The 23,050-nt window shown below is 58.5% G+C and carries 20 protein-coding genes and 1 tRNA gene; 14 read left to right on the top strand and 7 right to left on the bottom strand.

The features are described 5' to 3' along the window. Window positions 1-85: 85 nt before the first annotated feature. The 7 genes from apaG (at window position 86) to AU074_RS30620 (ending at window position 8,144) form a co-directional block, all read left to right on the top strand. Window positions 86-466, top strand: coding sequence for a Co2+/Mg2+ efflux protein ApaG (gene apaG / locus AU074_RS30650; protein WP_076017895.1), 381 nt, complete (start codon window positions 86-88; stop codon window positions 464-466). Then, window positions 466-1,317 (top strand): symmetrical bis(5'-nucleosyl)-tetraphosphatase, encoded by an 852-nt coding sequence (locus AU074_RS30645; protein ID WP_076017894.1) that lies wholly within the window; start codon window positions 466-468, stop codon window positions 1,315-1,317. The genes apaG and AU074_RS30645 overlap by 1 nt, the downstream gene beginning before the upstream one ends. 33 nt (window positions 1,318-1,350) lie before the next feature. Next, window positions 1,351-1,680: a thiosulfate sulfurtransferase GlpE gene (gene glpE / locus AU074_RS30640; protein ID WP_003210998.1), complete on the top strand. Its 330-nt coding sequence runs from the start codon at window positions 1,351-1,353 to the stop codon at window positions 1,678-1,680. A gap of 285 nt (window positions 1,681-1,965) precedes the next feature. Beyond that, window positions 1,966-3,888 carry a PrkA family serine protein kinase gene (locus AU074_RS30635; RefSeq protein ID WP_003210999.1) on the top strand — a complete coding sequence of 641 codons (1,923 nt, stop codon included), beginning with the start codon at window positions 1,966-1,968 and terminating at the stop codon, window positions 3,886-3,888. 126 nt (window positions 3,889-4,014) lie between these two features. Next, window positions 4,015-5,286 (top strand): YeaH/YhbH family protein, encoded by a 1,272-nt coding sequence (locus AU074_RS30630; protein WP_003211000.1) that lies wholly within the window; start codon window positions 4,015-4,017, stop codon window positions 5,284-5,286. Beyond that, window positions 5,283-6,845: a SpoVR family protein gene (locus tag AU074_RS30625; protein WP_076017893.1), complete on the top strand. Its 1,563-nt coding sequence runs from the start codon at window positions 5,283-5,285 to the stop codon at window positions 6,843-6,845. The genes AU074_RS30630 and AU074_RS30625 overlap by 4 nt, the downstream gene beginning before the upstream one ends. A gap of 63 nt (window positions 6,846-6,908) precedes the next feature. Beyond that, window positions 6,909-8,144 (top strand): multifunctional CCA addition/repair protein, encoded by a 1,236-nt coding sequence (locus AU074_RS30620; protein ID WP_076017892.1) that lies wholly within the window; start codon window positions 6,909-6,911, stop codon window positions 8,142-8,144. On the opposite strand, the gene folK is transcribed toward AU074_RS30620, so the two are convergent. Together folK and folB are read right to left on the bottom strand one after the other, a co-directional pair. Further along, complete coding sequence (gene folK, locus AU074_RS30615) at window positions 8,114-8,632, bottom strand: 2-amino-4-hydroxy-6-hydroxymethyldihydropteridine diphosphokinase (protein WP_076017891.1); 519 nt, start codon at window positions 8,630-8,632, stop codon at window positions 8,114-8,116. The two genes, AU074_RS30620 and folK, sit on opposite strands and share 31 nt — an antisense overlap. Then, a complete protein-coding gene (folB, locus tag AU074_RS30610; protein WP_003211007.1) occupies window positions 8,623-8,976 on the bottom strand; it encodes a dihydroneopterin aldolase in 354 nt (117 codons plus the stop codon). The genes folK and folB overlap by 10 nt, the downstream gene beginning before the upstream one ends. 74 nt (window positions 8,977-9,050) lie before the next feature. Between folB and plsY the strand changes: the two genes are divergently transcribed. After that, complete coding sequence (gene plsY / locus AU074_RS30605; protein WP_076017890.1) at window positions 9,051-9,620, top strand: glycerol-3-phosphate 1-O-acyltransferase PlsY; 570 nt, start codon at window positions 9,051-9,053, stop codon at window positions 9,618-9,620. A gap of 33 nt (window positions 9,621-9,653) precedes the next feature. On the opposite strand, the gene tsaD is transcribed toward plsY, so the two are convergent. After that, on the bottom strand, window positions 9,654-10,679 hold the full coding sequence (gene tsaD / locus AU074_RS30600) for a tRNA (adenosine(37)-N6)-threonylcarbamoyltransferase complex transferase subunit TsaD (protein ID WP_076017889.1): 1,026 nt from the start codon (window positions 10,677-10,679) through the stop codon (window positions 9,654-9,656). 203 nt (window positions 10,680-10,882) lie between these two features. Here tsaD and rpsU point away from each other — a divergent pair, with 203 nt between their 5' ends. From rpsU to AU074_RS30570, 6 genes are all read left to right on the top strand, one after another. Then, window positions 10,883-11,098, top strand: a complete 216-nt coding sequence (gene rpsU, locus AU074_RS30595) for a 30S ribosomal protein S21 (protein WP_002551877.1) — start codon at window positions 10,883-10,885, stop codon at window positions 11,096-11,098. Window positions 11,099-11,543: 445 nt separating this feature from the next. Further along, complete coding sequence (dnaG, locus tag AU074_RS30590) at window positions 11,544-13,505, top strand: DNA primase (protein ID WP_003211012.1); 1,962 nt, start codon at window positions 11,544-11,546, stop codon at window positions 13,503-13,505. 67 nt (window positions 13,506-13,572) lie between these two features. Then, a complete protein-coding gene (rpoD, locus tag AU074_RS30585; RefSeq protein ID WP_076017888.1) occupies window positions 13,573-15,423 on the top strand; it encodes an RNA polymerase sigma factor RpoD in 1,851 nt (616 codons plus the stop codon). A 120-nt stretch (window positions 15,424-15,543) separates the two neighbouring features. Further along, window positions 15,544-19,287 carry a bifunctional diguanylate cyclase/phosphodiesterase gene (locus tag AU074_RS30580; protein WP_076017887.1) on the top strand — a complete coding sequence of 1,248 codons (3,744 nt, stop codon included), beginning with the start codon at window positions 15,544-15,546 and terminating at the stop codon, window positions 19,285-19,287. Between the two features lie 15 nt (window positions 19,288-19,302). After that, window positions 19,303-19,379, top strand: a tRNA-Ile gene (locus tag AU074_RS30575). Between the two features lie 558 nt (window positions 19,380-19,937). Beyond that, a complete protein-coding gene (locus AU074_RS30570; protein ID WP_076017886.1) occupies window positions 19,938-20,228 on the top strand; it encodes a DUF3077 domain-containing protein in 291 nt (96 codons plus the stop codon). 231 nt (window positions 20,229-20,459) lie between these two features. Here AU074_RS30570 and AU074_RS30565 read toward each other — a convergent pair whose 3' ends face one another. The 4 genes from AU074_RS30565 to AU074_RS30550 form a co-directional block, all read right to left on the bottom strand. Continuing rightward, window positions 20,460-21,143 (bottom strand): hypothetical protein, encoded by a 684-nt coding sequence (locus tag AU074_RS30565; protein ID WP_083676743.1) that lies wholly within the window; start codon window positions 21,141-21,143, stop codon window positions 20,460-20,462. Window positions 21,144-21,284: 141 nt separating this feature from the next. Next, window positions 21,285-21,602 carry a hypothetical protein gene (locus AU074_RS30560; protein ID WP_143503748.1) on the bottom strand — a complete coding sequence of 106 codons (318 nt, stop codon included), beginning with the start codon at window positions 21,600-21,602 and terminating at the stop codon, window positions 21,285-21,287. Window positions 21,603-21,683: 81 nt separating this feature from the next. After that, the gene (locus AU074_RS30555) at window positions 21,684-22,355 is read right to left on the bottom strand and encodes a PP2C family serine/threonine-protein phosphatase (RefSeq protein ID WP_076017884.1); all 672 of its coding nucleotides are present in this window, start codon (window positions 22,353-22,355) and stop codon (window positions 21,684-21,686) included. Further along, window positions 22,352-23,050, bottom strand: coding sequence for a hypothetical protein (locus AU074_RS30550; RefSeq protein WP_076017883.1), 699 nt, complete (start codon window positions 23,048-23,050; stop codon window positions 22,352-22,354). The genes AU074_RS30555 and AU074_RS30550 overlap by 4 nt, the downstream gene beginning before the upstream one ends.

Genomic DNA, 23,050 nt, shown 5'->3' with positions numbered 1-23,050 from the left:
CAGCATGTCTGGCCTAGTGCCCACCACTTGGCCTAGACTGATCGGCATCCGCTGTTCCCCCGCTTTTGCTTTTAAGGCCTCTTGCATGTCCGATCCTCGTTATCAGATCGACGTCAGCGTCGTCACCCGCTTTCTGGCGGAACAATCGCAACCCGAGCAGAACCGCTTTGCGTTCGCCTACACCATTACCGTGCAAAACAATGGCGAGCTGCCTGCCAAGCTGCTGTCGCGCCATTGGGTCATCACCGACGGTGACGGCCAGGTCGAGGAAGTCCGCGGCGCCGGCGTGGTCGGCCAACAACCGCTGATCGCCCCCGGCAAGAGCCACACCTACAGCAGCGGCACGGTCATGACCTCCCGCGTCGGCAACATGCAAGGCAGCTACCAGATGCTCGCCGAGGACGGCAAACACTTCGACGCCGTCATCGCCCCGTTCCGCCTCGCGGTCCCCGGAGCCCTGCACTGATGGCGACGTATGCCGTCGGTGACCTGCAAGGCTGCCTGGAACCGCTCAAGTGCCTGCTCGACCGCGTGGCCTTCGATCCAGCCAAGGATCGCCTGTGGCTGGTAGGCGACTTGGTCAATCGTGGCCCGCAATCCCTGGAAACCCTGCGCTTCCTTTATGGCATGCGCGACTCCCTGGTGTGTGTGCTGGGCAACCATGACCTGCACCTGCTGGCGGCCGGCAATAACATCGAACGCCTGAAAAAGGGCGATACCCTGCGGGAAATCCTCGAGGCTCCGGATCGCGTCGAGCTGCTTGACTGGCTGCGCCGGCAAAAAATCATGCACTACGACGAGAGCCGTGACATGGCCTTGGTGCATGCCGGCATTCCACCCCAGTGGACGCTGAAGAAAGCCCTCAAGTGTGCCGGCGAAGTCGAAGCCGCCCTGGCCGATGACAACCTGTACACGGCTTACCTGGATGGCATGTACGGCAACGATCCGGTGAAGTGGGACAACGAACTCACCGGCGTCGCCCGCCTGCGGGTGATCACCAACTACTTCACGCGCATGCGCTTCTGCACCGCCGAAGGCAAACTGGACCTCAAGAGCAAGGAAGGCGCCGACACCGCGCTGCCCGGCTACAAGCCCTGGTTCGCCCACAAGGAACGCAAGACCCGTGAAACGAAGATCATCTTCGGCCACTGGGCAGCTCTGGAAGGCAAATGTGATGAACCAGGCGTATTCGCCCTCGACACCGGCTGTGTGTGGGGCGGCGCGATGACCCTGATGAACATCGACACCGGCGAGCGCGTGAGCTGCCAGTGCGAAGCCCCCATTCCCGAACAACAGCAGGCCACGGCAAAGCGCTGAGCTGCGCTTTCATACAGGCCAAAGGATCCCGCCATGACTGAATTCAAACGCATCCCTCCCGAGCAAGCCCAGGCCCTGCGCGAGCAAGGCGCGGTGGTTGTCGACATCCGCGACCAGCCCACCTACATCGCCGGCCACATCAGTGGCGCCCAGCATCTGGACAACCACAACATCGCCGACTTCATCCGTGCCGCCGACCTCGACGCGCCAGTGATTGTGGCGTGCTACCACGGCAACTCCAGCCAAAGCGCGGCGGCCTATCTGGTGAGCCAGGGTTTCTCCGACGTGTATAGCCTCGACGGTGGCTTTGAGCTATGGCGTGCGACCTATCCTGCAGAAATTGCCGCAGGCGACGCGCAATAATTTTTTTCAAACCCCGCTACCCCGCGTGACGCTTGGCCTCGCGCCGTTTCTGACGAACGGCGCGGCCAAACTAATTTCGTATCGCGCCTTGACCTCCCTGATTCCGAACTATCCTTAAGCGCAGGCCATCCAAAACAGGGGAGAGCCGGTACACCGGCGTGCGGGTCATCGGTAGCGTTTCAGGGTGTTCTGGGGGGAAAACGGCCATTGGTGTCCACCAATGGCTGCCAGCATCGACTGATTGATCCGGCGTCGGCTCCACGTATCGAGCGAGGTGACGACGTCATGAGTATTTTTAGCCACTTCCAACAACGCTTCGAGTCCACCCGCCAGGAAGAGCTCTCGCTTCAGGAGTATCTCGAACTGTGCAAAAAGGACCGCAGCGCCTACGCGTCTGCCGCTGAACGCCTGCTGCTGGCGATCGGCGAGCCGGAGCTGGTGGACACCGCAGCCAATTCGCGACTGTCGCGAATTTTCTCGAACAAGGTGATCCGTCGCTACCCGGCCTTTGAAGACTTCCATGGCATGGAAGAATGCATTGATCAGATCGTCTCGTATTTCCGCCATGCCGCCCAAGGCCTGGAAGAGAAGAAACAGATCCTTTACCTGCTCGGCCCCGTCGGCGGCGGTAAGTCGTCCCTGGCCGAGAAGCTCAAACAACTGATCGAGAAGGTGCCGTTCTACGCCATCAAGGGCTCGCCGGTGTTCGAGTCGCCCCTGGGGCTGTTCAACGCCACGGAAGATGGCGCGATCCTCGAAGAAGACTTCGGTATTCCACGGCGCTACCTCAATACCATCATGTCGCCGTGGGCGACCAAGCGCTTGGCCGAGTTCGGCGGCGACATCAGCCAGTTCCGGGTGGTGAAGCTCTATCCATCGATCCTCAACCAGATCGCCGTGGCCAAGACCGAACCCGGTGACGAGAACAACCAAGACATCTCGGCGCTGGTGGGTAAGGTCGATATCCGCAAACTCGAAGAATTCCCGCAGAACGATGCCGATGCCTACAGCTACTCGGGCGCACTATGCCGGGCCAACCAGGGCCTGATGGAGTTCGTGGAGATGTTCAAGGCACCGATCAAGGTGCTTCACCCACTGCTCACCGCGACACAGGAAGGTAACTACAACAGTACCGAAGGCCTGGGGGCGATTCCGTTTACCGGGATCCTGCTGGCCCACTCCAACGAATCGGAATGGCACACCTTCCGCAACAACAAGAACAACGAAGCCTTCATCGACCGGATCTACATCGTCAAGGTGCCGTACTGCCTGCGGGTCAGCGATGAAATCAAGATTTACGACAAGCTGCTGTTCAACAGCTCCCTGGCCAAGGCCCATTGCGCGCCTGACACCCTGAAGATGCTCGCCCAGTTCACCGTGCTGTCGCGCCTCAAGGAGCCGGAAAACTCCAACATCTACTCGAAGATGCGGGTGTATGACGGCGAAAACCTCAAGGACACCGATCCGAAGGCCAAGTCGATCCAGGAATACCGCGACACAGCGGGTGTGGACGAGGGCATGAACGGCCTGTCGACACGCTTTGCGTTCAAGATCCTGTCCAAGGTCTTCAACTTCGACCCGCACGAAATCGCCGCCAACCCGGTACACCTGCTCTACGTGCTGGAACAGCAGATCGAACAGGAACAGTTCCAGGCTGAAACCCGCGAGCGCTATCTGCGCTTCCTCAAGGAATACCTGGCACCGCGCTACATCGAGTTCATCGGCAAGGAAATCCAGACCGCGTACCTGGAGTCCTACAGCGAATACGGCCAGAACATCTTCGACCGCTACGTGCTGTACGCAGACTTCTGGATTCAGGACCAGGAATACCGCGACCCGGAAACCGGCGAGATCCTCAACCGCGTAGCCCTCAACGAGGAACTGGAAAAGATCGAAAAACCCGCCGGCATCAGCAATCCGAAAGATTTCCGCAACGAAATCGTCAACTTCGTGCTGCGCGCCCGGGCCAACAACAACGGCAAGAACCCTACCTGGCTCAGCTACGAGAAGCTGCGGGTGGTCATCGAGAAGAAAATGTTCTCCAACACCGAGGATCTGCTGCCGGTCATCAGCTTCAACGCCAAGGCCAGCAAGGAGGATCAGCAAAAACACAACGACTTCGTCACTCGCATGGTCGAGCGTGGCTACACCGACAAACAGGTACGACTGCTCTCCGAGTGGTACTTGCGGGTCCGCAAATCGCAGTAAGGCAGCGACAAGCGTGCAATGCCAGGCTCCCGGTACGCCGGACAGCCTGGCAATCGACCGCTTGTCTTTAAGCTTCCAGCTTGCCGCTTGAAGCTTGTAACTTGAAGCTGCCCGGAGGGCTCCTACATGAGCTATGTGATCGACCGACGTCTCAATGGCAAGAACAAGAGCACGGTAAACCGCCAGCGGTTCCTGCGGCGTTACCGTGACCACATCAAAAAGGCCGTCGAAGAGGCCGTCAGCCGCCGCTCCATCACCGACATGGAGCATGGCGAACAGATCAGCATTCCCGGACGCGACATTGATGAACCGGTGCTGCACCACGGCCGGGGCGGCAAACAAACTGTCGTGCATCCCGGCAACAAGGAGTTCACCAGCGGCGAACATATCCAGCGGCCTCAAGGCGGCGCGGGCGGCAAAGGCCCAGGCAAGGCCGGCAACTCTGGCGAAGGCATGGATGAGTTCGTGTTCCAGATCACCCAGGAAGAATTCCTGGAGTTCATGTTCGAAGACCTGGAACTGCCCAACCTGGTCAAACGCAACCTGACCGGTACCGACACCTTCAAGACCGTGCGCGCCGGGATCAGCAACGAAGGCAATCCGTCGCGGATCAACATCATCCGCACCCTGCGTTCAGCCCATGCGCGACGTATCGCCTTGTCTGGCAGCAGCCGCGCGAAACTGCGGGATGCCAAGGCAGAACTGGAGCGCCTGAAACGCGAAGAGCCAGACAACTTCGGCGATATTCAGGAAATCGAAGCTGAAATTGCCAAACTCAGCGCGCGAATCCACCGCGTGCCGTTTCTCGACACCTTCGACTTGAAGTACAACCTGCTGGTCAAGCAACCCAATCCCAGCTCCAAGGCAGTGATGTTCTGCCTGATGGACGTGTCCGGCTCCATGACCCAGGCGACCAAGGACATCGCCAAGCGCTTCTTCATCCTGCTGTACCTGTTCCTCAAGCGTAACTACGACAAGATCGATGTGGTGTTCATCCGCCATCACACCAGCGCCCGGGAAGTCGACGAAGAGGAGTTCTTCTACTCGCGGGAAACCGGCGGCACCATTGTTTCCAGCGCCTTGAAGCTGATGCAGGAAATCATGGCTGAACGCTATCCGGCCAACGAGTGGAACATCTACGCCGCCCAGGCCTCCGACGGCGACAACTGGAACGACGACTCACCCATTTGCCGCGACATCCTGATCAACCAGATCATGCCGTTCGTGCAGTACTACACCTACGTCGAAATCACCCCGCGCGAACACCAGGCGCTGTGGTTCGAATACGAGCGCATCAGCGAAGCCTTCGCTGACACCTTCGCCCAGCAACAATTGGTCTCGGCCGGCGATATCTATCCGGTCTTCCGTGAACTCTTCCAGCGCAGGTTAGTGACATGACCGCCAAAGAGCATAAGCGCCAACCCATATCCACGGGGTCCGAATGGACCTTCGAGCTGATCCAGGCCTATGACAAGGAAATCAGCCGCATCGCGGCGGGTTATGCCCTGGACACCTACCCCAACCAGATCGAAGTGATCACCGCCGAACAGATGATGGACGCCTACGCTTCCGTGGGCATGCCCTTGGGTTATCACCACTGGTCCTACGGCAAACACTTCCTCAGCACCGAAAAGTCCTACACTCGCGGCCAGATGGGCCTGGCCTACGAAATCGTCATCAACTCCGACCCGTGCATTGCCTACCTGATGGAAGAAAACACCATCTGCATGCAGGCACTGGTGGTAGCCCATGCGTGCTACGGGCATAACAGCTTTTTCAAGGGCAACTACCTGTTCCGCACCTGGACCGATGCCAGCTCGATCATCGACTATCTGGTGTTCGCCAAGCAGTACATCATGCAGTGCGAGGAGCGCCACGGCATCGATGCAGTGGAAGACTTGCTTGATTCTTGCCATGCGCTGATGAACTACGGTGTCGATCGCTACAAACGCCCGTACCCGATTTCCGCCGAAGAAGAACGGCTGCGCCAGAAGGACCGTGAAGAGCATCTGCAAAAGCAGATCAACGACCTGTGGCGCACCATACCCAAACGCGCCGGCAAGAACAGCGACAAGGACAATGCGCGCTTCCCCGCCGAACCTCAGGAAAACATTCTGTACTTCATCGAAAAGCACGCGCCGTTGCTGGAGCCCTGGCAGCGGGAAATCGTGCGGATCGTGCGCAAGATTGCCCAGTACTTCTACCCACAACGCCAGACCCAGGTGATGAACGAAGGCTGGGCCACGTTCTGGCACTACACCTTGATGAACGACCTGTACGACGAAGGCCTGGTGACCGACGGCTTCATGATGGAGTTCCTGACGTCCCATACCAGCGTGGTCTATCAACCGGGCTTCGACAGCCCTTATTACAGCGGCATCAACCCGTATGCGCTGGGCTTTGCCATGTACCGCGACATCCGGCGCATGTGCGAACACCCCACCGAAGAAGACCGCCGCTGGTTCCCGGAGATTGCCGGCAGCGATTGGTTGTCGACCATCAAGTTCGCCATGAGCAGCTTTAAGGATGAAAGCTTCATCCTGCAGTACCTGTCACCTCAGGTGATTCGTGACCTCAAGCTGTTCAGCATCATGGATGACGACCTCAAGGACGACCTGCTGGTGCCGGCGATCCATGATGAGCCGGGTTACCGCACCATCCGCGAAACCCTGGCCGCGCAGTACAACCTGGGCAACCGCGAACCCAACGTGCAGATCTACAGCATCGACGTACGTGGCGATCGCTCGCTGACCCTGCGCCATCAGCAGCACGACCGCAAACCGCTGGGAGAGTCCACTGAAGAGGTCCTCAAGCACCTGCACCGGCTGTGGGGGTTCGATATCCACCTGGAAACGCTGCAAGGCGACCAGGTTATGAAAACCCACCATGTTCCGCCCCGCAACGAACACAGCGACAACGATTACGGCCGCCTGGACCTGGCCGTCGTGCATCTGTGAAACGGCAAAGCCTCCATTGGCGGGCCGCAGGCGTTATCCTGTGCCGCTAATGGAGGCTTTTTCATGCAAATCTACAAAGTCGGCGGTGCAGTGCGTGATCGCCTGCTGGGCATCCCCGTTACCGATGTCGACCGTGTCGTAGTCGGCGCTACCACTGAAGAAATGCTCGCCCTGGGCTACAAGCCCGTGGGCGCGGATTTCCCCGTCTTCCTTGACCCGAAAAACGGCGACGAGTACGCCCTCGCCCGCACAGAGCGCAAGAGCGGCCGGGGTTATGGTGGCTTTGTGTTTCACGCGAGCCCCGAAGTTACCCTGGAAGAAGACCTGATCCGCCGCGACCTGACCATCAATGCAATGGCAGAAGATGACGACGGCAACCTGACTGATCCGTACAACGGTCAGCGCGATCTGAAAGAGCGTATTCTTCGCCACGTTTCCCCCGCATTCGCCGAAGATCCTCTCCGAGTCCTGCGCGTTGCCCGTTTTGCTGCGCGCTACGCAGGCCTGGGTTTTACCGTCGCGCCAGAAACCCTGGAGCTCATGCGCGAACTCAGCGATTCAGGCGAGCTGGAAGCCCTGACGCCTGAGCGCAGCTGGAAAGAAATTTCCCGCGCCCTGATGGAAAATCAGCCACAGGTATTTATCCAGGTGCTACGCGATTGCGGCGCGCTGAAAACCCTGATGCCTGAAATCGACGCGCTGTTCGGCGTGCCACAACCAGAAGCCCATCACCCCGAGATCGATACCGGCATCCACACGCTGAGCGTGCTGGAGCAGGCGGCCATCCATGCCCAACCGCTGACCGTGCGCTGGGCCTGCCTGCTGCACGACCTGGGCAAAGGCCTCACGCCTGTGGATAAGTTGCCGCAGCACATTGCTCATGAGCATCGCGGCCTGCAGTTGATCAAGGCGGTGAATGAGCGCTTCAAGGTACCAAGGGATTGCCAGGAACTGGCGCTGCTGGTGGGCGAATACCACACCCACGGCCATCGCGCGCTGGAGCTGAGGCCTGCAACTTTGTTGGAGTTGCTGCAAAGCTTTGACGTTTACCGTCGCCCGCAGCGCTTTGAGGAGTTTGTGGTGGCGTGCGAGATGGATGCCCGCGGCCGCAAAGGCCTCGAGCAGAGAAGTTATCCACAAGCGGATTATTTGCGCGGCGCGGCGCTCGCCGCACGGGGTGTCGCGGTCGCACCGCTACTGGAACAAGGATTCAAAGGTCCCGAGCTGGGTGAAGCACTGAAACGCGAACGGCTCAAGGCGCTGAAAGCCTACAAGAGCACATCCGGCGTTAACGGCTGATTCCGCCACTCGAAAGCGACCGGCGCCAGTACCTGATCGATTTGTGCATCCTGCCAAAGCGCGGCAAATGTCTTGCCCGCCTCAGGGTGCACACGCTCCGGCGCCATCAGCGACAGCGGCCACAGCACAAACGCGTTCTTCAGGATTTCGGCCCGGGGCAGAATCAGGCCATCGAAGTTACCGACCAAGTCGCCGTACAGCAGCACGTCGATATCCAGCGGCAGGCCCTTGCGATCCGGGGCATAGCGGCCATTGTCGGCCTCGATAAACTTCAGTCGACGGTCCAGCTCCATCAGCGGCAGGTCGGTATACGCCGACACCACCAGATTGAAGAACGGCCCGCTCTTGATGCCCACCGGCTGGCTTTCAAACACCGCCGAACAGCGCAGGTCCGTCAGGAAAGCCGCCAGCGCATCGAGGCCAGCGCGTAAATGGGCCTCACGCTCGATATTGCTGCCAAGACCAAGGTAAACCTGAGTTAGCGACATCCGCGCTCGATCTCCACGCCCACGCCCTTGGCTGCCGGAACGGCGCCGGGCTTGGTCAGTTTGAGGTGCAGCCAGGGAATCTGGAACTCACTCATCAAGACTTCGGCCAGGCGCTCGGCAAAGGTTTCCACCAGCTGGAACTGCGCCTGCTCGGCAAAGGCCTGGATACGCGCGGACACGCTGGCGTAATCCAGCGCCAGGGTCAGGTCATCACCGGCAGCGGCCGGGCGGTTATCCCAGGCGAAGCTCAGGTCCAGACGCAGGCATTGCCGGATACCGCGCTCCCAGTCGTAGGCACCGATCACGGTGTCAACTTCCAGGCCTTCGATAAACACTCTGTCCAAGCACTCTTCTCCGCTGCACGACAAGGGCGCGATGCCCCGTTAGAATCAGGGCGTCCTCGCCCGGAATAGTTAGCATGTTTTGGTTACTGGCGACTCTCGCCTACCTGCTCGGCTCGCTGTCCTTCGCCATTTTGCTCAGCCGCCTGACGGGAAACCCCGACCCGCGAATGAGTGGCTCAGGCAATGCCGGCGCCACCAATATGTTGCGCCTGGCCGGCAAGAAACTCGCCGTACTGACGTTGTTCGGCGACGTCTGCAAGGGCCTGCTGCCGGTGGTGATCGCCGATCTCGCCGGGCTTTCGCTGCAACAGCAAGCCTGGATCGGCGTCTGCGCGGTGCTCGGCCACCTGTTCCCGCTGTACTTCCGCTTTCGCGGCGGCAAAGGCGTCGCTACGGCGGCCGGCATGCTGCTGGGCATCTACCCACCGGCGGCGCTGCTGGCCATCCTGGCCTGGCTGCTGACGTTCTACCTGACCCGTACCAGCTCGCTGGCCGCATTGATCGCCACACCGCTGACGTTGCCATTGCTTGCCTGGCAGGAACCGGCGGCGCTGGTGCCAATGAGCGTGCTCACGCTGCTGATCGTCTGGCGCCACCGGGGCAATTTACGCGACCTGTTTGCCGGGCGCGAACGGCATTTTTAAATACGTCCGGTGAACCGGGTTCACGTTCGCCGGTTACAGCGGCGGCAGTTGCTCCATCGGCCAGCGTGCCTGCACGCTGATTGCCAGGCTTTCATGCTGCCCGGCCTGCAAACGCTGGCAACCGGCATAAGCGATCATCGCGCCGTTATCGGTACAGAATTCGGGGCGGGCGTAAAACACGTCGCCCTTCATGTCGCCGAGCATTTTCTCCAGGGAGCTGCGCAACGCCTTGTTCGCGCTGACGCCGCCTGCGATCACCAGGCGCTTCATGCCCGCCAGCTTCAGGGCCCGCTTGCACTTGATGGTCAAAGTCTCCACCACGGCCTGCTGGAACGCCAGCGAGATGTCGCAACGGGCTTGTTCACTGTCGTCTCCGGCGCTGACGCTCTGCTGCCAGGTATTCAGGGCAGAGGTTTTCAAGCCGCTGAAGCTGAACATCAGGCCAGGGCGATCGCACATCGGACGCGGGAAGGTGTAGCGCCCTGCCACGCCTTTTTCCGCCAGCCGCGCAATTTCCGGACCGCCGGGATAATTGAGCCCCATCATCTTCGCGGTCTTGTCGAAAGCTTCGCCGGCAGCGTCGTCCAGGCTTTCGCCCAGAAGCGTGTATTGACCGATTCCGTCGACCTGAACCAGCTGCGTATGGCCACCTGAAACCAACAAAGCGACGAACGGGAACTCTGGCGGATTTTCTTCCAGCATCGGTGCCAGTAAATGGCCTTCCATGTGGTGCACACCGAGGGCCGGAATGCCCCAGGCAAATGCCAGCGCCTGGGCGCAAGAGGCCCCAACCAGCAGGGCTCCGACCAATCCCGGGCCTGCGGTATAGGCAATGGCGTCGATCTCGGTCGGCACGCAGCCGGCCTCGTCCAATACCTGGCGAATCAATGGCAGCATGCGTTTCACATGATCACGGCTGGCCAGCTCCGGCACCACGCCACCATAGGCGCGATGCAGGTCGATCTGACTGAACAGTGCGTCGGCCAAAAGCCCGCGTTCACTGTCGTAAAGTGCGACACCGGTTTCGTCGCACGAGGTTTCTAATCCCAGAACTAGCATGGGTTTGCGCCTTGTAGAGGCTGAATTCGAAGGCGCGCATAATAGTCGCCGCTCCCCCTCCCGACTAGTGGTTTTCGATCAGAGGCTTTGCATTCCGGGCAATGAGGGGTTAACATCCGCAACCCTTAAAAACCGACGACCTCAGCCGCGAATTTTTTGCGACGAGAACGTTGATTCCCGGTAATGAAAGAAGGTAGCTCTGGATGCCAGCCGTCAAAGTAAAAGAGAACGAACCCTTCGACGTAGCTCTGCGTCGTTTCAAGCGCTCCTGCGAAAAAGCCGGTGTTCTGGCTGAAGTTCGTAGCCGCGAATTTTACGAGAAGCCAACTTCTGAGCGTAAGCGTAAAGCAGCAGCCGCTGTTAAGCGTCACGCCAAGAAAGTTCAGCGCGAGCAGCGCCGCGCCGTTCGTCTGTACTAATACACAGACGTTCGTAGCAAGCTTCTGCCAAGCCCGGCCCTCAGCCGGGCTGTTGGCATTTGCGGATATCGCTTGATGCTTCACCGTTGAGGCCGCACACGCGACTGAAACGAACTGCTTCACACGTCAGGACTGGCTCTTTTGCCAGCGGTGCACGTCTCTTCTGACGAGCCTAACAAGGCTACTGACGAGCACACTTATTTTTTAACAGGCGATCAACAGGTCGACTGCGCCCACCGATGAGCTTCCGAGGCCCGCACATGGCCAAGACCGGACTCCCGGGCAACATTTCTACGCCGGGCACTGATCGGAACTAACGTCAGTGAATGTTCGGCAGATACACTTCCTGACAGACCAAGCAGACGACAGTTGATCGAGCCGCACAATACGCGCGCCTTGAGCACTTTGCGGGCCCTCTTTTACACGCAGTGATGACGAGAACGCCATGGCCGGGCTAATTCCCCAGAGCTTTATTGACGACCTTCTGAACCGCACCGACATCGTCGATGTTGTCAGCTCGCGCCTGCAAATGAAAAAGGCCGGCAAGAACTACACCGCCTGCTGCCCGTTCCACAAAGAAAAGACGCCGTCGTTCAGCGTCAGCCCCGACAAGCAGTTCTACTACTGCTTCGGCTGCGGCGCCGGCGGCAACGCCCTCGGCTTTATCATGGACCACGACAACCTGGACTTCCCCCAGGCCGTCGAGGAACTGGCGAAAGCCGCCGGCATGGAAATCCCCCGCGAAGAAAGTGGCCGCCCGCACAAACCGCGGCAACCCACAGATTCGCCGCTGTACCCGTTGCTCACCGCTGCTGCCGACTTTTACCGCCAGGCACTGAAAAGCCACCCGCAGCGCAAAGCCGCCGTCGATTACCTCAAGGGCCGCGGCCTGACCGGTGAAATCGCCCGCGACTTCGGCCTCGGTTTCGCCCCGCCCGGCTGGGACAATCTGTACAAGCACCTGAGCAGCGACACCCTGCAGCAAAAAGCCATGATCGACGCCGGCCTGCTGGTGGAAAACGCCGAGACTGGCAAGCGCTATGACCGTTTCCGCGATCGCGTGATGTTTCCGATCCGCGACAGTCGCGGCCGCATTATCGCGTTCGGCGGCCGGGTACTGGGGGACGACAAGCCTAAATACCTGAACTCACCGGAAACCCCGGTGTTCCATAAAGGCCAGGAACTCTACGGCCTGTTTGAAGCGCGCAAAAACAATCGCAACCTCGATGAAATCATCGTGGTTGAAGGCTATATGGACGTGATCGCCCTGGCCCAGCAAGGCTTGCGCAATGCCGTGGCCACCCTGGGCACCGCGACCAGCGAAGAGCACTTGAAGCGTCTGTTCCGCGTGGTGCCCAACGTGCTGTTCTGCTTCGACGGCGACCAGGCCGGCCGCAATGCCGCCTGGCGCGCCCTTGAGTCAACGCTTTCAAGCCTGCAGGACGGACGTCGCGCACGCTTCCTGTTCCTGCCCGAAGGCGAAGACCCGGACACCCTGGTCCGCTCGGAAGGCACCGACGCGTTCCGCGCACGCATCAACCAGCACGCACAACCGCTGGCCGATTATTTTTTCCAGCAACTGACCGAAGAGTCCGACCCGCGCTCCCTCGAAGGCAAGGCCCATATGGTCACCCTCGCGGCACCGCTGATCGACAAAGTTCCGGGCGCCAACCTGCGGACCCTGATGCGCCAGCGACTGCTGGAAATTACCGGATTGAGTGGCGAGGCCGTCAGCCAGCTGGCGCGCAGCGCGCCGCAAGAAGCACCGCCGGCCTACGACCCGGGCATGGATTACGACGCCATGCCGGACTATTCCGACTTCCACCAACCGCAGGAGGCCTACACGCCCCAGCAGGAGTGGACACCGAAGAAACCCGGCGCCGGCGGCAAGAAATGGGACAAGAAACCCTGGGACAAAAACGGCAAACGTGGCGGTGACCGTGACGAACCGCGCGGCCCGCGCGTCCCAGCAGCAGTAGAGCCGCCCACCATGGCAGCCCTGCGCACACTTTTGCATCACCCGCAGCTGGCACAAAAAGTCGAAGACGCGGGGCACTTTGCGGCCGAAGACCACACCAATACACAACTGTTGGTGGCCCTGCTCGAGGCCGTACAGAAGAATCCTAAGCTAAACTCATTCCAGCTGATTGCACGCTGGCACGGCACTGAACAGGGCCGCTTGCTAAAGGCGTTGGCAGAAAAGGAATGGCTGATTGATGGCGATAACCTTGAACAACAGTTTTTCGACACCATTACTAGCTTGGTAGCTCGTCAACGCGAGCGAAACCTGGAACAACTTCTTCGAAAAGCGCGTCAGAGTGAATTGACCGCCGAAGAGAAAAATCAACTGCGCGACCTTTTAAGTCGCAATGTTTCCGCATCAAACCCGACCTCAGCTGGCGTGTGAGGTCATAGCTCGGGTATAATCCTCGGCTTGTTTTTTGCCCGCCAAGACCTTCAGTGGATAGGGTGTTATGTCCGGAAAAGCGCAACAGCAGTCTCGTATCAAAGAGTTGATCACCCTTGGTCGTGAGCAGAAGTATCTGACTTACGCAGAGGTCAACGACCACCTGCCTGAGGATATTTCAGATCCAGAGCAGGTGGAAGACATCATCCGCATGATTAATGACATGGGGATCCCCGTACACGAGAGTGCTCCGGATGCGGACGCCCTTATGTTGGCCGACGCCGATACCGACGAGGCAGCCGCTGAAGAAGCAGCCGCCGCGTTGGCAGCGGTCGAGACCGACATCGGTCGCACGACTGACCCTGTGCGCATGTATATGCGCGAAATGGGAACGGTAGAGCTGCTGACACGTGAAGGCGAAATCGAAATCGCCAAGCGTATCGAAGAGGGCATTCGTGAAGTGATGGGCGCAATCGCGCACTTCCCAGGCACGGTTGACCACATTCTCTCCGAGTACACTCGCGTCACCACCGAAGGTGGCCGCCTGTCCGACGTCCTGAGCGGTTATATCGACCCGGACGACGGCATTGCGCCACCTGCGGCTGAAGTTCCTCCGCCGATCGATGCCAAGGCTGCCAAAGCAGACGACGACACCGACGAAGAAGAAGCTGAAGCCAGCACCGATGACGAAGAAGAAGTCGAAAGCGGTCCGGATCCGATCATCGCAGCCCAGCGCTTTGGCGCGGTCTCCGATCAGATGGAACTGGCTCGCAAGGCCCTGAAGAAGCACGGTCGCGGCAGCAAGCAGGCAACTGCTGAATTGTTGGCCCTGGCTGAACTCTTCATGCCGATCAAACTGGTACCGAAGCAATTCGAAGGCCTGGTTGAGCGGGTTCGTAGCGCCCTTGAGCGTCTGCGTGCACAAGAGCGTGCGATCATGCAGCTCTGTGTCCGTGATGCGCGCATGCCGCGTGCCGATTTCCTGCGCCAGTTCCCGGGCAACGAAGTCGACGAAAGCTGGACCGACGCGCTGGCCAAAGGCAAAAGCAAATACGCTGAAGCCATTGGTCGCTTCCAGGCCGACATCGTTCGTTGCCAGCAGAAGCTGACTGCATTGCAGACCGAAACCGGTCTGACGATTGCCGAGATCAAGGACATCAACCGTCGCATGTCGATCGGTGAGGCCAAGGCCCGCCGCGCGAAGAAAGAGATGGTTGAAGCGAACTTGCGTCTGGTGATCTCCATCGCCAAGAAGTACACCAACCGTGGCCTGCAATTCCTCGATCTGATCCAGGAAGGCAACATCGGCTTGATGAAAGCGGTGGATAAGTTCGAATACCGTCGCGGCTACAAATTCTCGACTTATGCCACCTGGTGGATCCGTCAGGCGATCACTCGCTCGATCGCCGACCAGGCCCGCACCATCCGTATTCCGGTGCACATGATCGAGACGATCAACAAGCTCAACCGTATTTCCCGGCAGATGTTGCAGGAAATGGGTCGCGAACCGACCCCGGAAGAGCTGGGCGAACGCATGGAAATGCCTGAGGATAAAATCCGCAAGGTATTGAAGATCGCTAAAGAGCCGATCTCCATGGAAACCCCGATCGGTGATGACGAAGACTCCCACCTGGGTGACTTCATCGAAGACTCGACCATGCAGTCGCCAATCGATGTTGCCACCGTTGAGAGCCTGAAAGAAGCGACTCGCGACGTACTGTCCGGCCTCACTGCCCGTGAAGCCAAGGTACTGCGTATGCGCTTCGGCATCGACATGAATACCGACCACACCCTTGAGGAAGTCGGTAAGCAGTTCGACGTTACCCGTGAGCGGATTCGTCAGATCGAAGCCAAGGCGTTGCGCAAGCTGCGCCACCCGACGAGAAGCGAGCATTTGCGCTCCTTCCTCGACGAGTGATCACAAAAACCCCGGCCCAGGCCGGGGTTTTTGCTTCTACAGATTAAATCCTCGCCGCCTCCCCTCCCCCGCAATGCCCGTCTACACTCGAAACATTCCCCGTGCCATAACGAGACCGTTATGCCCAGATTGCCGACCGTGTTACTGCTGTCGCTGCTGACCTGGACCGCAACGGCTGGCGCGTTGACTCTCACCGATGAAGAGCGTGGCTGGCTGGCGGACCACCAAGAGTTGCGCCTGGGCGTCGATGCCTCTTGGCCCCCCTTTGAATACCGCGATGAAGACGGTCGCTACCAGGGCCTGGCCGCCGATTACGTGCGGCTGATGCAGGATCGCCTTGGGGTCCGGCTAAAGCTGATCGAGCCGGTAAACTGGAATGCGGTGCTGGAGCAGGCTCGCAACAACCAACTCGACCTGCTTCCGGGCATCATGTCCACCCCGGAACGCCAAGGCTTCCTGTCGTTCACCCGACCCTATCTCGACTTTCCCATCGTCATCCTCGCCCATGAAGGCGGGCCGCAACCGCGCAACCTCAAGGACCTCTATGGGCTGAAGATCGCCGTGGTAGAGAACTATGCCCCCCACGAACTGCTACGCACTCACCATCCCGACCTCAACCTCGTGGCCATGCCCAACGTCAGTTCGGCGCTGCAGGCCCTGGCCACCGACAAGGTTGATGCCGTGGTCGGCGATCTGGCGTCCAGCGTGTGGAGCCTGCGCCAACTGAAGCTGGAAGGCCTGTACGTCAGTGGCGAAACGCCCTATCGCTATCAATTGGCCATGGGCGTACCCAGCGCCGACAAGATGCTAGTGGGCATCCTCGACAAGGTCCTGGCGGATATCAGCCCGGCCGAAACCGAGGCCATCCAGCAACGCTGGGTCGGCAATGTCATCGACCACCGCACCCTCTGGACGGATGTACTGCTCTACGGGCTGCCGGCCGTATTGTTATTGAGCATCGTGCTGGCGGTGGTCATCCGGATCAATCGCCGGCTCAGTTCGGAGATCTCCCGCCGTGTCGCCCTCGAACAGGAACTGCGCAGCAGCGAATACCACTATCGCGGCCTGGTCGAGAGCCTTTCCGCGATTGCCTGGGAAGCCAGCATCAGCGATTTCACCTACAGCTACGTGTCGCCCCATGCCGAGGAGCTGCTCGGCTACCCGCGCGCCCATTGGCTGATCCCGGGCTTCTGGCGCAACATCATCCACCCGGCCGACCTGACCCGCACCGAATCCTATTGCTACGCAGAAACCCGAGCCAACCGTGACCACAGCGTCGACTACCGCGTGATCACCGCTGATGGCCGCTGCCTGTGGGTGCGGGACATCGTCAGCCTGATCGAGCACGGCCACGAGCCAGTGCTACGTGGCCTGATGATCGACATCAGCGAAGCCAAGCGCACCGAGGAAGCATTGCAGCTTTCGGAACAGAAGTTTGCCTCGGTGTTCCAGCAATGCCCCGACATCCTGGTGATCGCTCGTCTGTCCGACGGCTGCCTGATGGAGGTCAATAAGGCATTCGAAGACCAGATCGGGCTGAGCGCCGAAGACGTCGTGGGAAAAACCGCCACCGAACTGAATATCTGGGGCATTCAGGGCGTAGGCCCCGGCCTGCTGCAACGGGTACAGACCACCAGCATCCGCAACCTGGAAATGCCCTTCCGGCGCAATAACGGCCAGGCCTTCACCGGGCTGATCTCCGCCGAACCCTTTCAACTCGATACCACCGAAGCCTTGGTGGTCGTGGTGCGTGACATCACCCAACTGAAAGAAACCCAGCAGCGCCTGCAAACCTCAGAAGAGAAATTCGCCAAGGCCTTCCACGCTTCTCCTGACGGCCTGCTATTGAGCCGTCAAAGCGACGGTTTGCTGATTGAAGTCAACGAAGGATTCAGCCGCATAACCGGCTTCAACAGCGTGATGTCACTCGACCAGTCAACCCTGGACCTGGGCATCTGGGTCGACCTGAACGAACGCAAACACATGCTGGAGCTACTGCAACGGGACGGATTTGTCCGCGACTTTGTTTGCCACATCCGCCGCAACGACGGCGAGATTCGCCTCTGCGAGGTCTCCAGCCGCCCGCTGCCCATCGGCGACGACGACTGCATGCTCACCATCGCCCGGGACATCACCGAACGCCAACTGATGCAGGAAAAGCTGCAACAGGCCGCCACCGTGTTCGAGAGCACGGCTGAAGGCGTACTGATCACCGACACCCGGCAAAATATCAGCGCTGTGAACCGCGCCTTCAGCGAGATCACCGGCTACAGCGAAGCCGAGGCCCTCGGTCAAACCCCGCGCCTGCTCGCCTCCGGCCTGCACGACAGCGCCTTCTACGCGGCCATGTGGCACCAACTGACGGCCCACGGCCATTGGCAAGGCGAGATCTCGAACCGGCGCAAGAACGGCGAGCTGTACCCCAGCTGGCTGACCATCAGCGCCGTGCGCAACCACGACCAATCGATCACCCACTTTGTCGCGGTGTTCGCCGACATCTCCAGCCTCAAGCACGCCCAGGCGCGCCTCGATTACCAGGCCCACCACGACCCGCTGACCGGCCTGCCCAACCGCACCCTGTTCGAAAGCCGCCTGCAGGCCGCCCTCAACAATCAACAGGAAAACGGCAGCCAGGGCGCCGTGCTGTTCCTCGACCTCGACCGCTTCAAACACATCAACGACAGCCTCGGCCACCCGATTGGCGACCTGCTGCTCAAAGACATCGCCGTGCGTCTCAAGGACCAACTGCGGGACGTCGACACCGTCGCGCGCCTGGGTGGCGACGAATTCATCATCCTCCTGCCCGGCCTGCAACAAGCCAGCGACGCCGAACACCTGGCCAATAAACTGCTGGCCTGCTTCACCCCGCCGTTCCAGGCGGGCGAGCATGAGTTCTTTATCAGCGCCAGCATCGGCACCAGCCTGTACCCACGGGACGGCGTCGACGTCGCCACCCTGGTGAAAAACGCCGACGCCGCCATGTACCGCTCCAAGGCCAAAGGCCGCAACCGCGTCGAAAGCTACACCCAGGACCTCACCGCCCAGGCCAATGAACGCGTGGCGCTTGAGCACGAACTTCGTCGGGCGATCGAACGCGACGAATTTTCTCTCTATTACCAGCCGAAGCTGAGCCTCGACACCCAACAACTGATCGGCGCCGAAGCGCTGATTCGCTGGCGCCATCCCACCTTCGGCGAAGTGCCACCCGAGCACTTCATCGCCCTGGCCGAAGAGAACGGCATGATCCTGCAGATTGGCGACTGGGTACTGGAACAGGCTTGCCGACAAATGCACCATTGGAGAGAGTCCTATGACGAATTCGGCACGCTGTCCGTCAACCTCGCCGGCGCGCAACTGCGCCACCCCAACCTGCTGGCGCGCATCGAACAATTGCTGCGGGACAACCGGCTGGAGCCCGGCTGCCTGCAACTGGAGATCACCGAAAACTTCATCATGAGCCAGGCCGAAGAAGCGCTGGAGGTGCTCCATCAACTCAAGCGTCTGGGCGTGCAACTGGCCATTGATGATTTCGGCACCGGCTATTCGTCCCTCAGCTATTTGAAGCGCCTGCCGCTGGACTTCCTGAAGATCGACCAATCCTTCGTGCGCGGTCTGCCCGATGACCCACACGATGCGGCGATCGTACGCGCCATTATTGCCCTGGGGCACAGCATGCAATTCACTATCATCGCTGAGGGTGTGGAAACGCCTGCACAGCAAGCGTTTCTGGCGGCTGAAGGCTGTGAGCAGATGCAAGGCTACATCGTCAGTCTGCCGCTGCCGCCAGACCTTTTCGCCGCGACTTTTCTTCGTATGAGTGTTTCGGACTTTTCGGATGGCACAGCGAAGAAACCATCGTTATAATCCGCGGCCTACTGAGGGCCTATAGCTCAGTTGGTTAGAGCAGAGGACTCATAATCCTTTGGTCGTAGGTTCGAGTCCTACTGGGCCCACCATACTCAAAGCCGCGCACTGCGCGGCTTTCGTGTTTTTGGGCAGCTCGTCCTCCGGCTTGTTTCTCGTTTGAAAAAGCAAAAGTGTCCACAAAGTGTCCACTTTCATTTTGGATTGGACGACGCTGCTTCTTTGAGCCGATGGTCAGCATTGAAATTCGTGAACGTTCGAGCCATGCCCAACGCCACATGTGCTGACAATTTTGGTAGTTTTCGTTGATTGTCGCCTACGGCGCATAACGTTAGTCTCTTCGCGTCGCTGTTCATCAGCGACCGGGCCTGGAAACCCGATAAGAAGACGCTACAGCGTCGTCAAACAATCAGCGGGCGCTTTTTTAGGCCCGCCGTTTGTGCTTTATGGCGGCTGTGCGTGGGAGACACTCGTGTCTGCCGAGTCGCTTCTTCTCGGTTTCCAGCCTGCGTACAGCTGCCACCTTTCGCCTGGAAACGTTAGTGGCAGCTATTTGGGTTGTACCAAAGGAGCAAGCTAATGTCTTACGAAAATACCTCAATTCCCGCGCCTCAAGACATTCATTGCTCTTCGACATCAGGAGACTTGCAATGAGTGCCTCATCCTCAGTAGCCACCATTGGCGTTGTGACCTTCGCGGACTGCGGAGAGAAAAAGCACGATATGAAAGTGCTGCGTGTTAATGCCGGCGTCCCGCTTCGGGAAGCGCTGGAACATGCCTCTCACCTGCTCTACTACGCCAAAGTTCTTTCACTTGAGGCCGCCATGGATACTGGCGGAGAGCACTACGCTTTTGCCTCGCATTACCTTGGCGAAATGGGCAAGGCGATTGTTGATGACATCAACCAAGCCTTGCTGCCCGACGGGCCTGATTCACAGTAAATAACAGAACCTTGCAGGTGCTCGATTAGCTTATCGAGCGCCTGTTCTATGAGAATTCTTTATCCGTCACTTACAATAAATCAGTCCCTTCTACTCCGCTCGCGTTTTAGAAAACGGATTGCCCTTATTCAATGATGTCGCCTTTGAGGCAACCCCAGCCAGTCAGATTAGATCCTGGGGTACCAGGTACTCCACGCAGCGGCACAAAAGCAAGAGCGCTATCGGCGCGAATCAAAGCGCAGTCTGGACATTGCTCTTGAAATTGTACTGAAACCGGTCACCGTAAATGGATTTCACAATTAGGGTAAAATCCAGGTGCTGCTGGATTTTGGCCCCAAGCACCAACTTCGTAAGCGCACACGCACTGGGAGCATTTTTGCTGATCTCAATTAGTCCAATTTCCTCACCCAGTTTCAGAGAGTCATTCGGGCGAGGACCGCCTACAATGAGACAATCGGTACCAAGGCGCATTGATTGAACGGCACCACCGAATCGGCCATAACTATTGTCCGTAACCGGCTTCCCAGCGACCGTTACTTCAAGGCTCTCAACATAGGCAGGGCCTAAGCCATTATTGAAAACGTACAGGCCGTTTTGATCCGTTTTGCCGTCGAGCTTGAAATAGGCGTTGATCCTTGGCTCAACAGCAACATGGTTTTGCACTCTTTGCTGATACCCCTGCCATAGCGAAAGGCCCAATGCACAGACTGCAATCGCCAAGCTCAATTTATCAATGTGCGACTTCTTCAATGCTCTGCCTTTTCTTTCGGATTGTGTGGAGATGAAATTTTTAGCAGAGAGCTGCCCGGCGATAGAAAGCCCTTGAAGGGCTTCACGCAAACAGTTCTTTTCCGGATTCGTGTTGTAAGCCAGTTTAGGCGACAAGTCGCATAGAACAAACTTGGCATTAGCCAAACCTGCAACGCCTCAAGTGTCACGACAGGAGGGAAACGCACGCCCGTTCTGATCAACGATATTCAAGTGACGTCGCTTCTGCCACTGCAGGCCCGGAACACGCGGGTTTCCCATTGACTGCCGTCTAAATGTGAACACCAGTCAGTCGTCATACCAGCTCGAATAGGCTTGAAGCGCCTTGCCGTCTCTCACCAGCTCCACCGTCATCTTGTTCCTGTCCAGCTTGTTCTGAAACGGTGAACTGGTGTCCCAGGATTTCACTACTAGCGTTACAGTACCGCCGGTTGCATCCGAGTATTCATACGTGAACCCAAGAGTCATCACGCTTGGATCTTTCCGGCCACCAGTCATGCCAGCATTTTCGGCCGCCTCATTTACAATTCCGAAGCTTTCTCCCGCTACCGACCGGTCGACCGCTTCTTTCAGTTGTTCAAAAAGATTTTCTGCTGACAAGCTCATCATTTATCCCTTTTTTTTGGTCTTGTTAATGAAACGCTACCAGCTAGCCGGACTGTATGTCTGTTTTCTGCGCTTCCAGGATTAGATTTGAACGTCAATCCACGTAACGTCATCTTCAACAGCGATAAAGTCGCTATCTGGCGCTACCAGCAAGCTGCTTTGCTGCGATTCCGTTAACTCAGCCCAGAAGCCATCGGTTACGAACACCAGTCGTTCACCGACGGCCAATTGATGAAAAACAAAATCTGGATCCGGAGCACGATTAGCCTTCAAGCATCGAGTTATCCGGTTTCGAGCCGGATCTTGCGCCAGCTCACGGTGTGAGCGGTCGCGCTTCCAATTGGCCTTGCAGTGGGGCGGAGTAATCCACTCGATCGTGCCTGCCGGTGTCACCACTCCACACGAACAGTCACCCTCATACGCAAGCGTGAGCTTCCCATGGGCAACTACACCGACCAGGTAACACGTCGTCCCTGTCTGGTCCGCAAACAAAGTGGGGTGAAGCTCGTTCAGCACTGAACAAAGTACCTGCTCCACTGCACCATGCTCAGTAATATCGTCCCCCTGATCTAAGTGTTTCTGGTAGGCCGCTAAAACACCTTTTACGAAGTGTTCAGCCAATTGGCCACTACCGGTCTTCGACGTACCGTCCGTGATAACGAACAGCCCTCTTTCGCCATCGCAGAGAGCTCCAGCACGGTCATGATTGCCTTTCCTGGTCCTTCCTATTACTGATCTGGTGTCGTATCTCATGCGTTGCCCAGGTCCTTCATGCGCATGTGGATGATTCGGCCTCTACCCGGATTGGCCTGCACCGAGCCCGAACTTTCAATCACGTAGTCGATACCACTGAGCGCCGTGAGGTCTCGAATTCCAGCAGTGATGAATTCCTTGAGCTCAGACTCTGCTTGACGAACCTCCTCCAAAAGCTCTGTACGACCATCAATCAAGATGATGATGTCTTCGACGTCCTTGTGGTAGGGGTCGCCCTCACCGCGGCCGCTAAAGGCCTCTAGTTTCGTCGCAAGAAAGTAGGTCGGTTTAAATATCTGGATTACGATACCGCTGGGCAACGTAAATTTATCGGCCCTCGCCAGCCCCTCCACGAACCAACGGTTGGCATATCCGAGAACAGCGGGGTCAGAAGGCATCACGTCGACGACGACGTCGTTGAAGCGGAAACGACAGTTGACCTCATCTTCACCTGTGATCTTGAAGTTCTTAGCCGCCAGGCGTTGTGTGAGGTGTTGCCAAGCGCTAATGCCTGCTAGCTCGATCACCAGGTCAACATCATCGGTGAAACGAATGTCGTCCAGCACAGCAGCATCAGTCACCAGCATGGCCGTGGTGCAACCACCGACAAAGGCAACCTCAGCGAGAAAAGCCTCCCCCAAGCCGTCTGCAACAAACTCTATGAGCTCATAGTTGTGATCCGCGTTTGATGACAT

The sequence above is a fragment of the Pseudomonas sp. ATCC PTA-122608 genome, assembly GCF_001952855.1.
Classification (GTDB): domain Bacteria; phylum Pseudomonadota; class Gammaproteobacteria; order Pseudomonadales; family Pseudomonadaceae; genus Aquipseudomonas.
This window is presented reverse-complemented; position numbering and strand designations above follow the sequence as displayed.

Coding starts and splice junctions, on each gene's coding strand:
- AU074_RS30635 (WP_003210999.1), top strand. CDS start 1,966: ATGAGTATTTTTAGCCACTTCCAACAACGCTTCGAGTCCACCCGCCAG.
- AU074_RS30620 (WP_076017892.1), top strand. CDS start 6,909: ATGCAAATCTACAAAGTCGGCGGTGCAGTGCGTGATCGCCTGCTGGGC.
- AU074_RS30630 (WP_003211000.1), top strand. CDS start 4,015: ATGAGCTATGTGATCGACCGACGTCTCAATGGCAAGAACAAGAGCACG.
- folK (WP_076017891.1), bottom strand. CDS start 8,632: ATGTCGCTAACTCAGGTTTACCTTGGTCTTGGCAGCAATATCGAGCGT.
- rpsU (WP_002551877.1), top strand. CDS start 10,883: ATGCCAGCCGTCAAAGTAAAAGAGAACGAACCCTTCGACGTAGCTCTG.
- AU074_RS30550 (WP_076017883.1), bottom strand. CDS start 23,050: ATGTCATCAAACGCGGATCACAACTATGAGCTCATAGAGTTTGTTGCA.
- tsaD (WP_076017889.1), bottom strand. CDS start 10,679: ATGCTAGTTCTGGGATTAGAAACCTCGTGCGACGAAACCGGTGTCGCA.
- AU074_RS30570 (WP_076017886.1), top strand. CDS start 19,938: ATGAGTGCCTCATCCTCAGTAGCCACCATTGGCGTTGTGACCTTCGCG.
- AU074_RS30580 (WP_076017887.1), top strand. CDS start 15,544: ATGCCCAGATTGCCGACCGTGTTACTGCTGTCGCTGCTGACCTGGACC.
- glpE (WP_003210998.1), top strand. CDS start 1,351: ATGACTGAATTCAAACGCATCCCTCCCGAGCAAGCCCAGGCCCTGCGC.
- apaG (WP_076017895.1), top strand. CDS start 86: ATGTCCGATCCTCGTTATCAGATCGACGTCAGCGTCGTCACCCGCTTT.
- dnaG (WP_003211012.1), top strand. CDS start 11,544: ATGGCCGGGCTAATTCCCCAGAGCTTTATTGACGACCTTCTGAACCGC.
- AU074_RS30560 (WP_143503748.1), bottom strand. CDS start 21,602: ATGAGCTTGTCAGCAGAAAATCTTTTTGAACAACTGAAAGAAGCGGTC.
- AU074_RS30555 (WP_076017884.1), bottom strand. CDS start 22,355: ATGAGATACGACACCAGATCAGTAATAGGAAGGACCAGGAAAGGCAAT.
- rpoD (WP_076017888.1), top strand. CDS start 13,573: ATGTCCGGAAAAGCGCAACAGCAGTCTCGTATCAAAGAGTTGATCACC.
- plsY (WP_076017890.1), top strand. CDS start 9,051: ATGTTTTGGTTACTGGCGACTCTCGCCTACCTGCTCGGCTCGCTGTCC.
- AU074_RS30645 (WP_076017894.1), top strand. CDS start 466: ATGGCGACGTATGCCGTCGGTGACCTGCAAGGCTGCCTGGAACCGCTC.
- AU074_RS30625 (WP_076017893.1), top strand. CDS start 5,283: ATGACCGCCAAAGAGCATAAGCGCCAACCCATATCCACGGGGTCCGAA.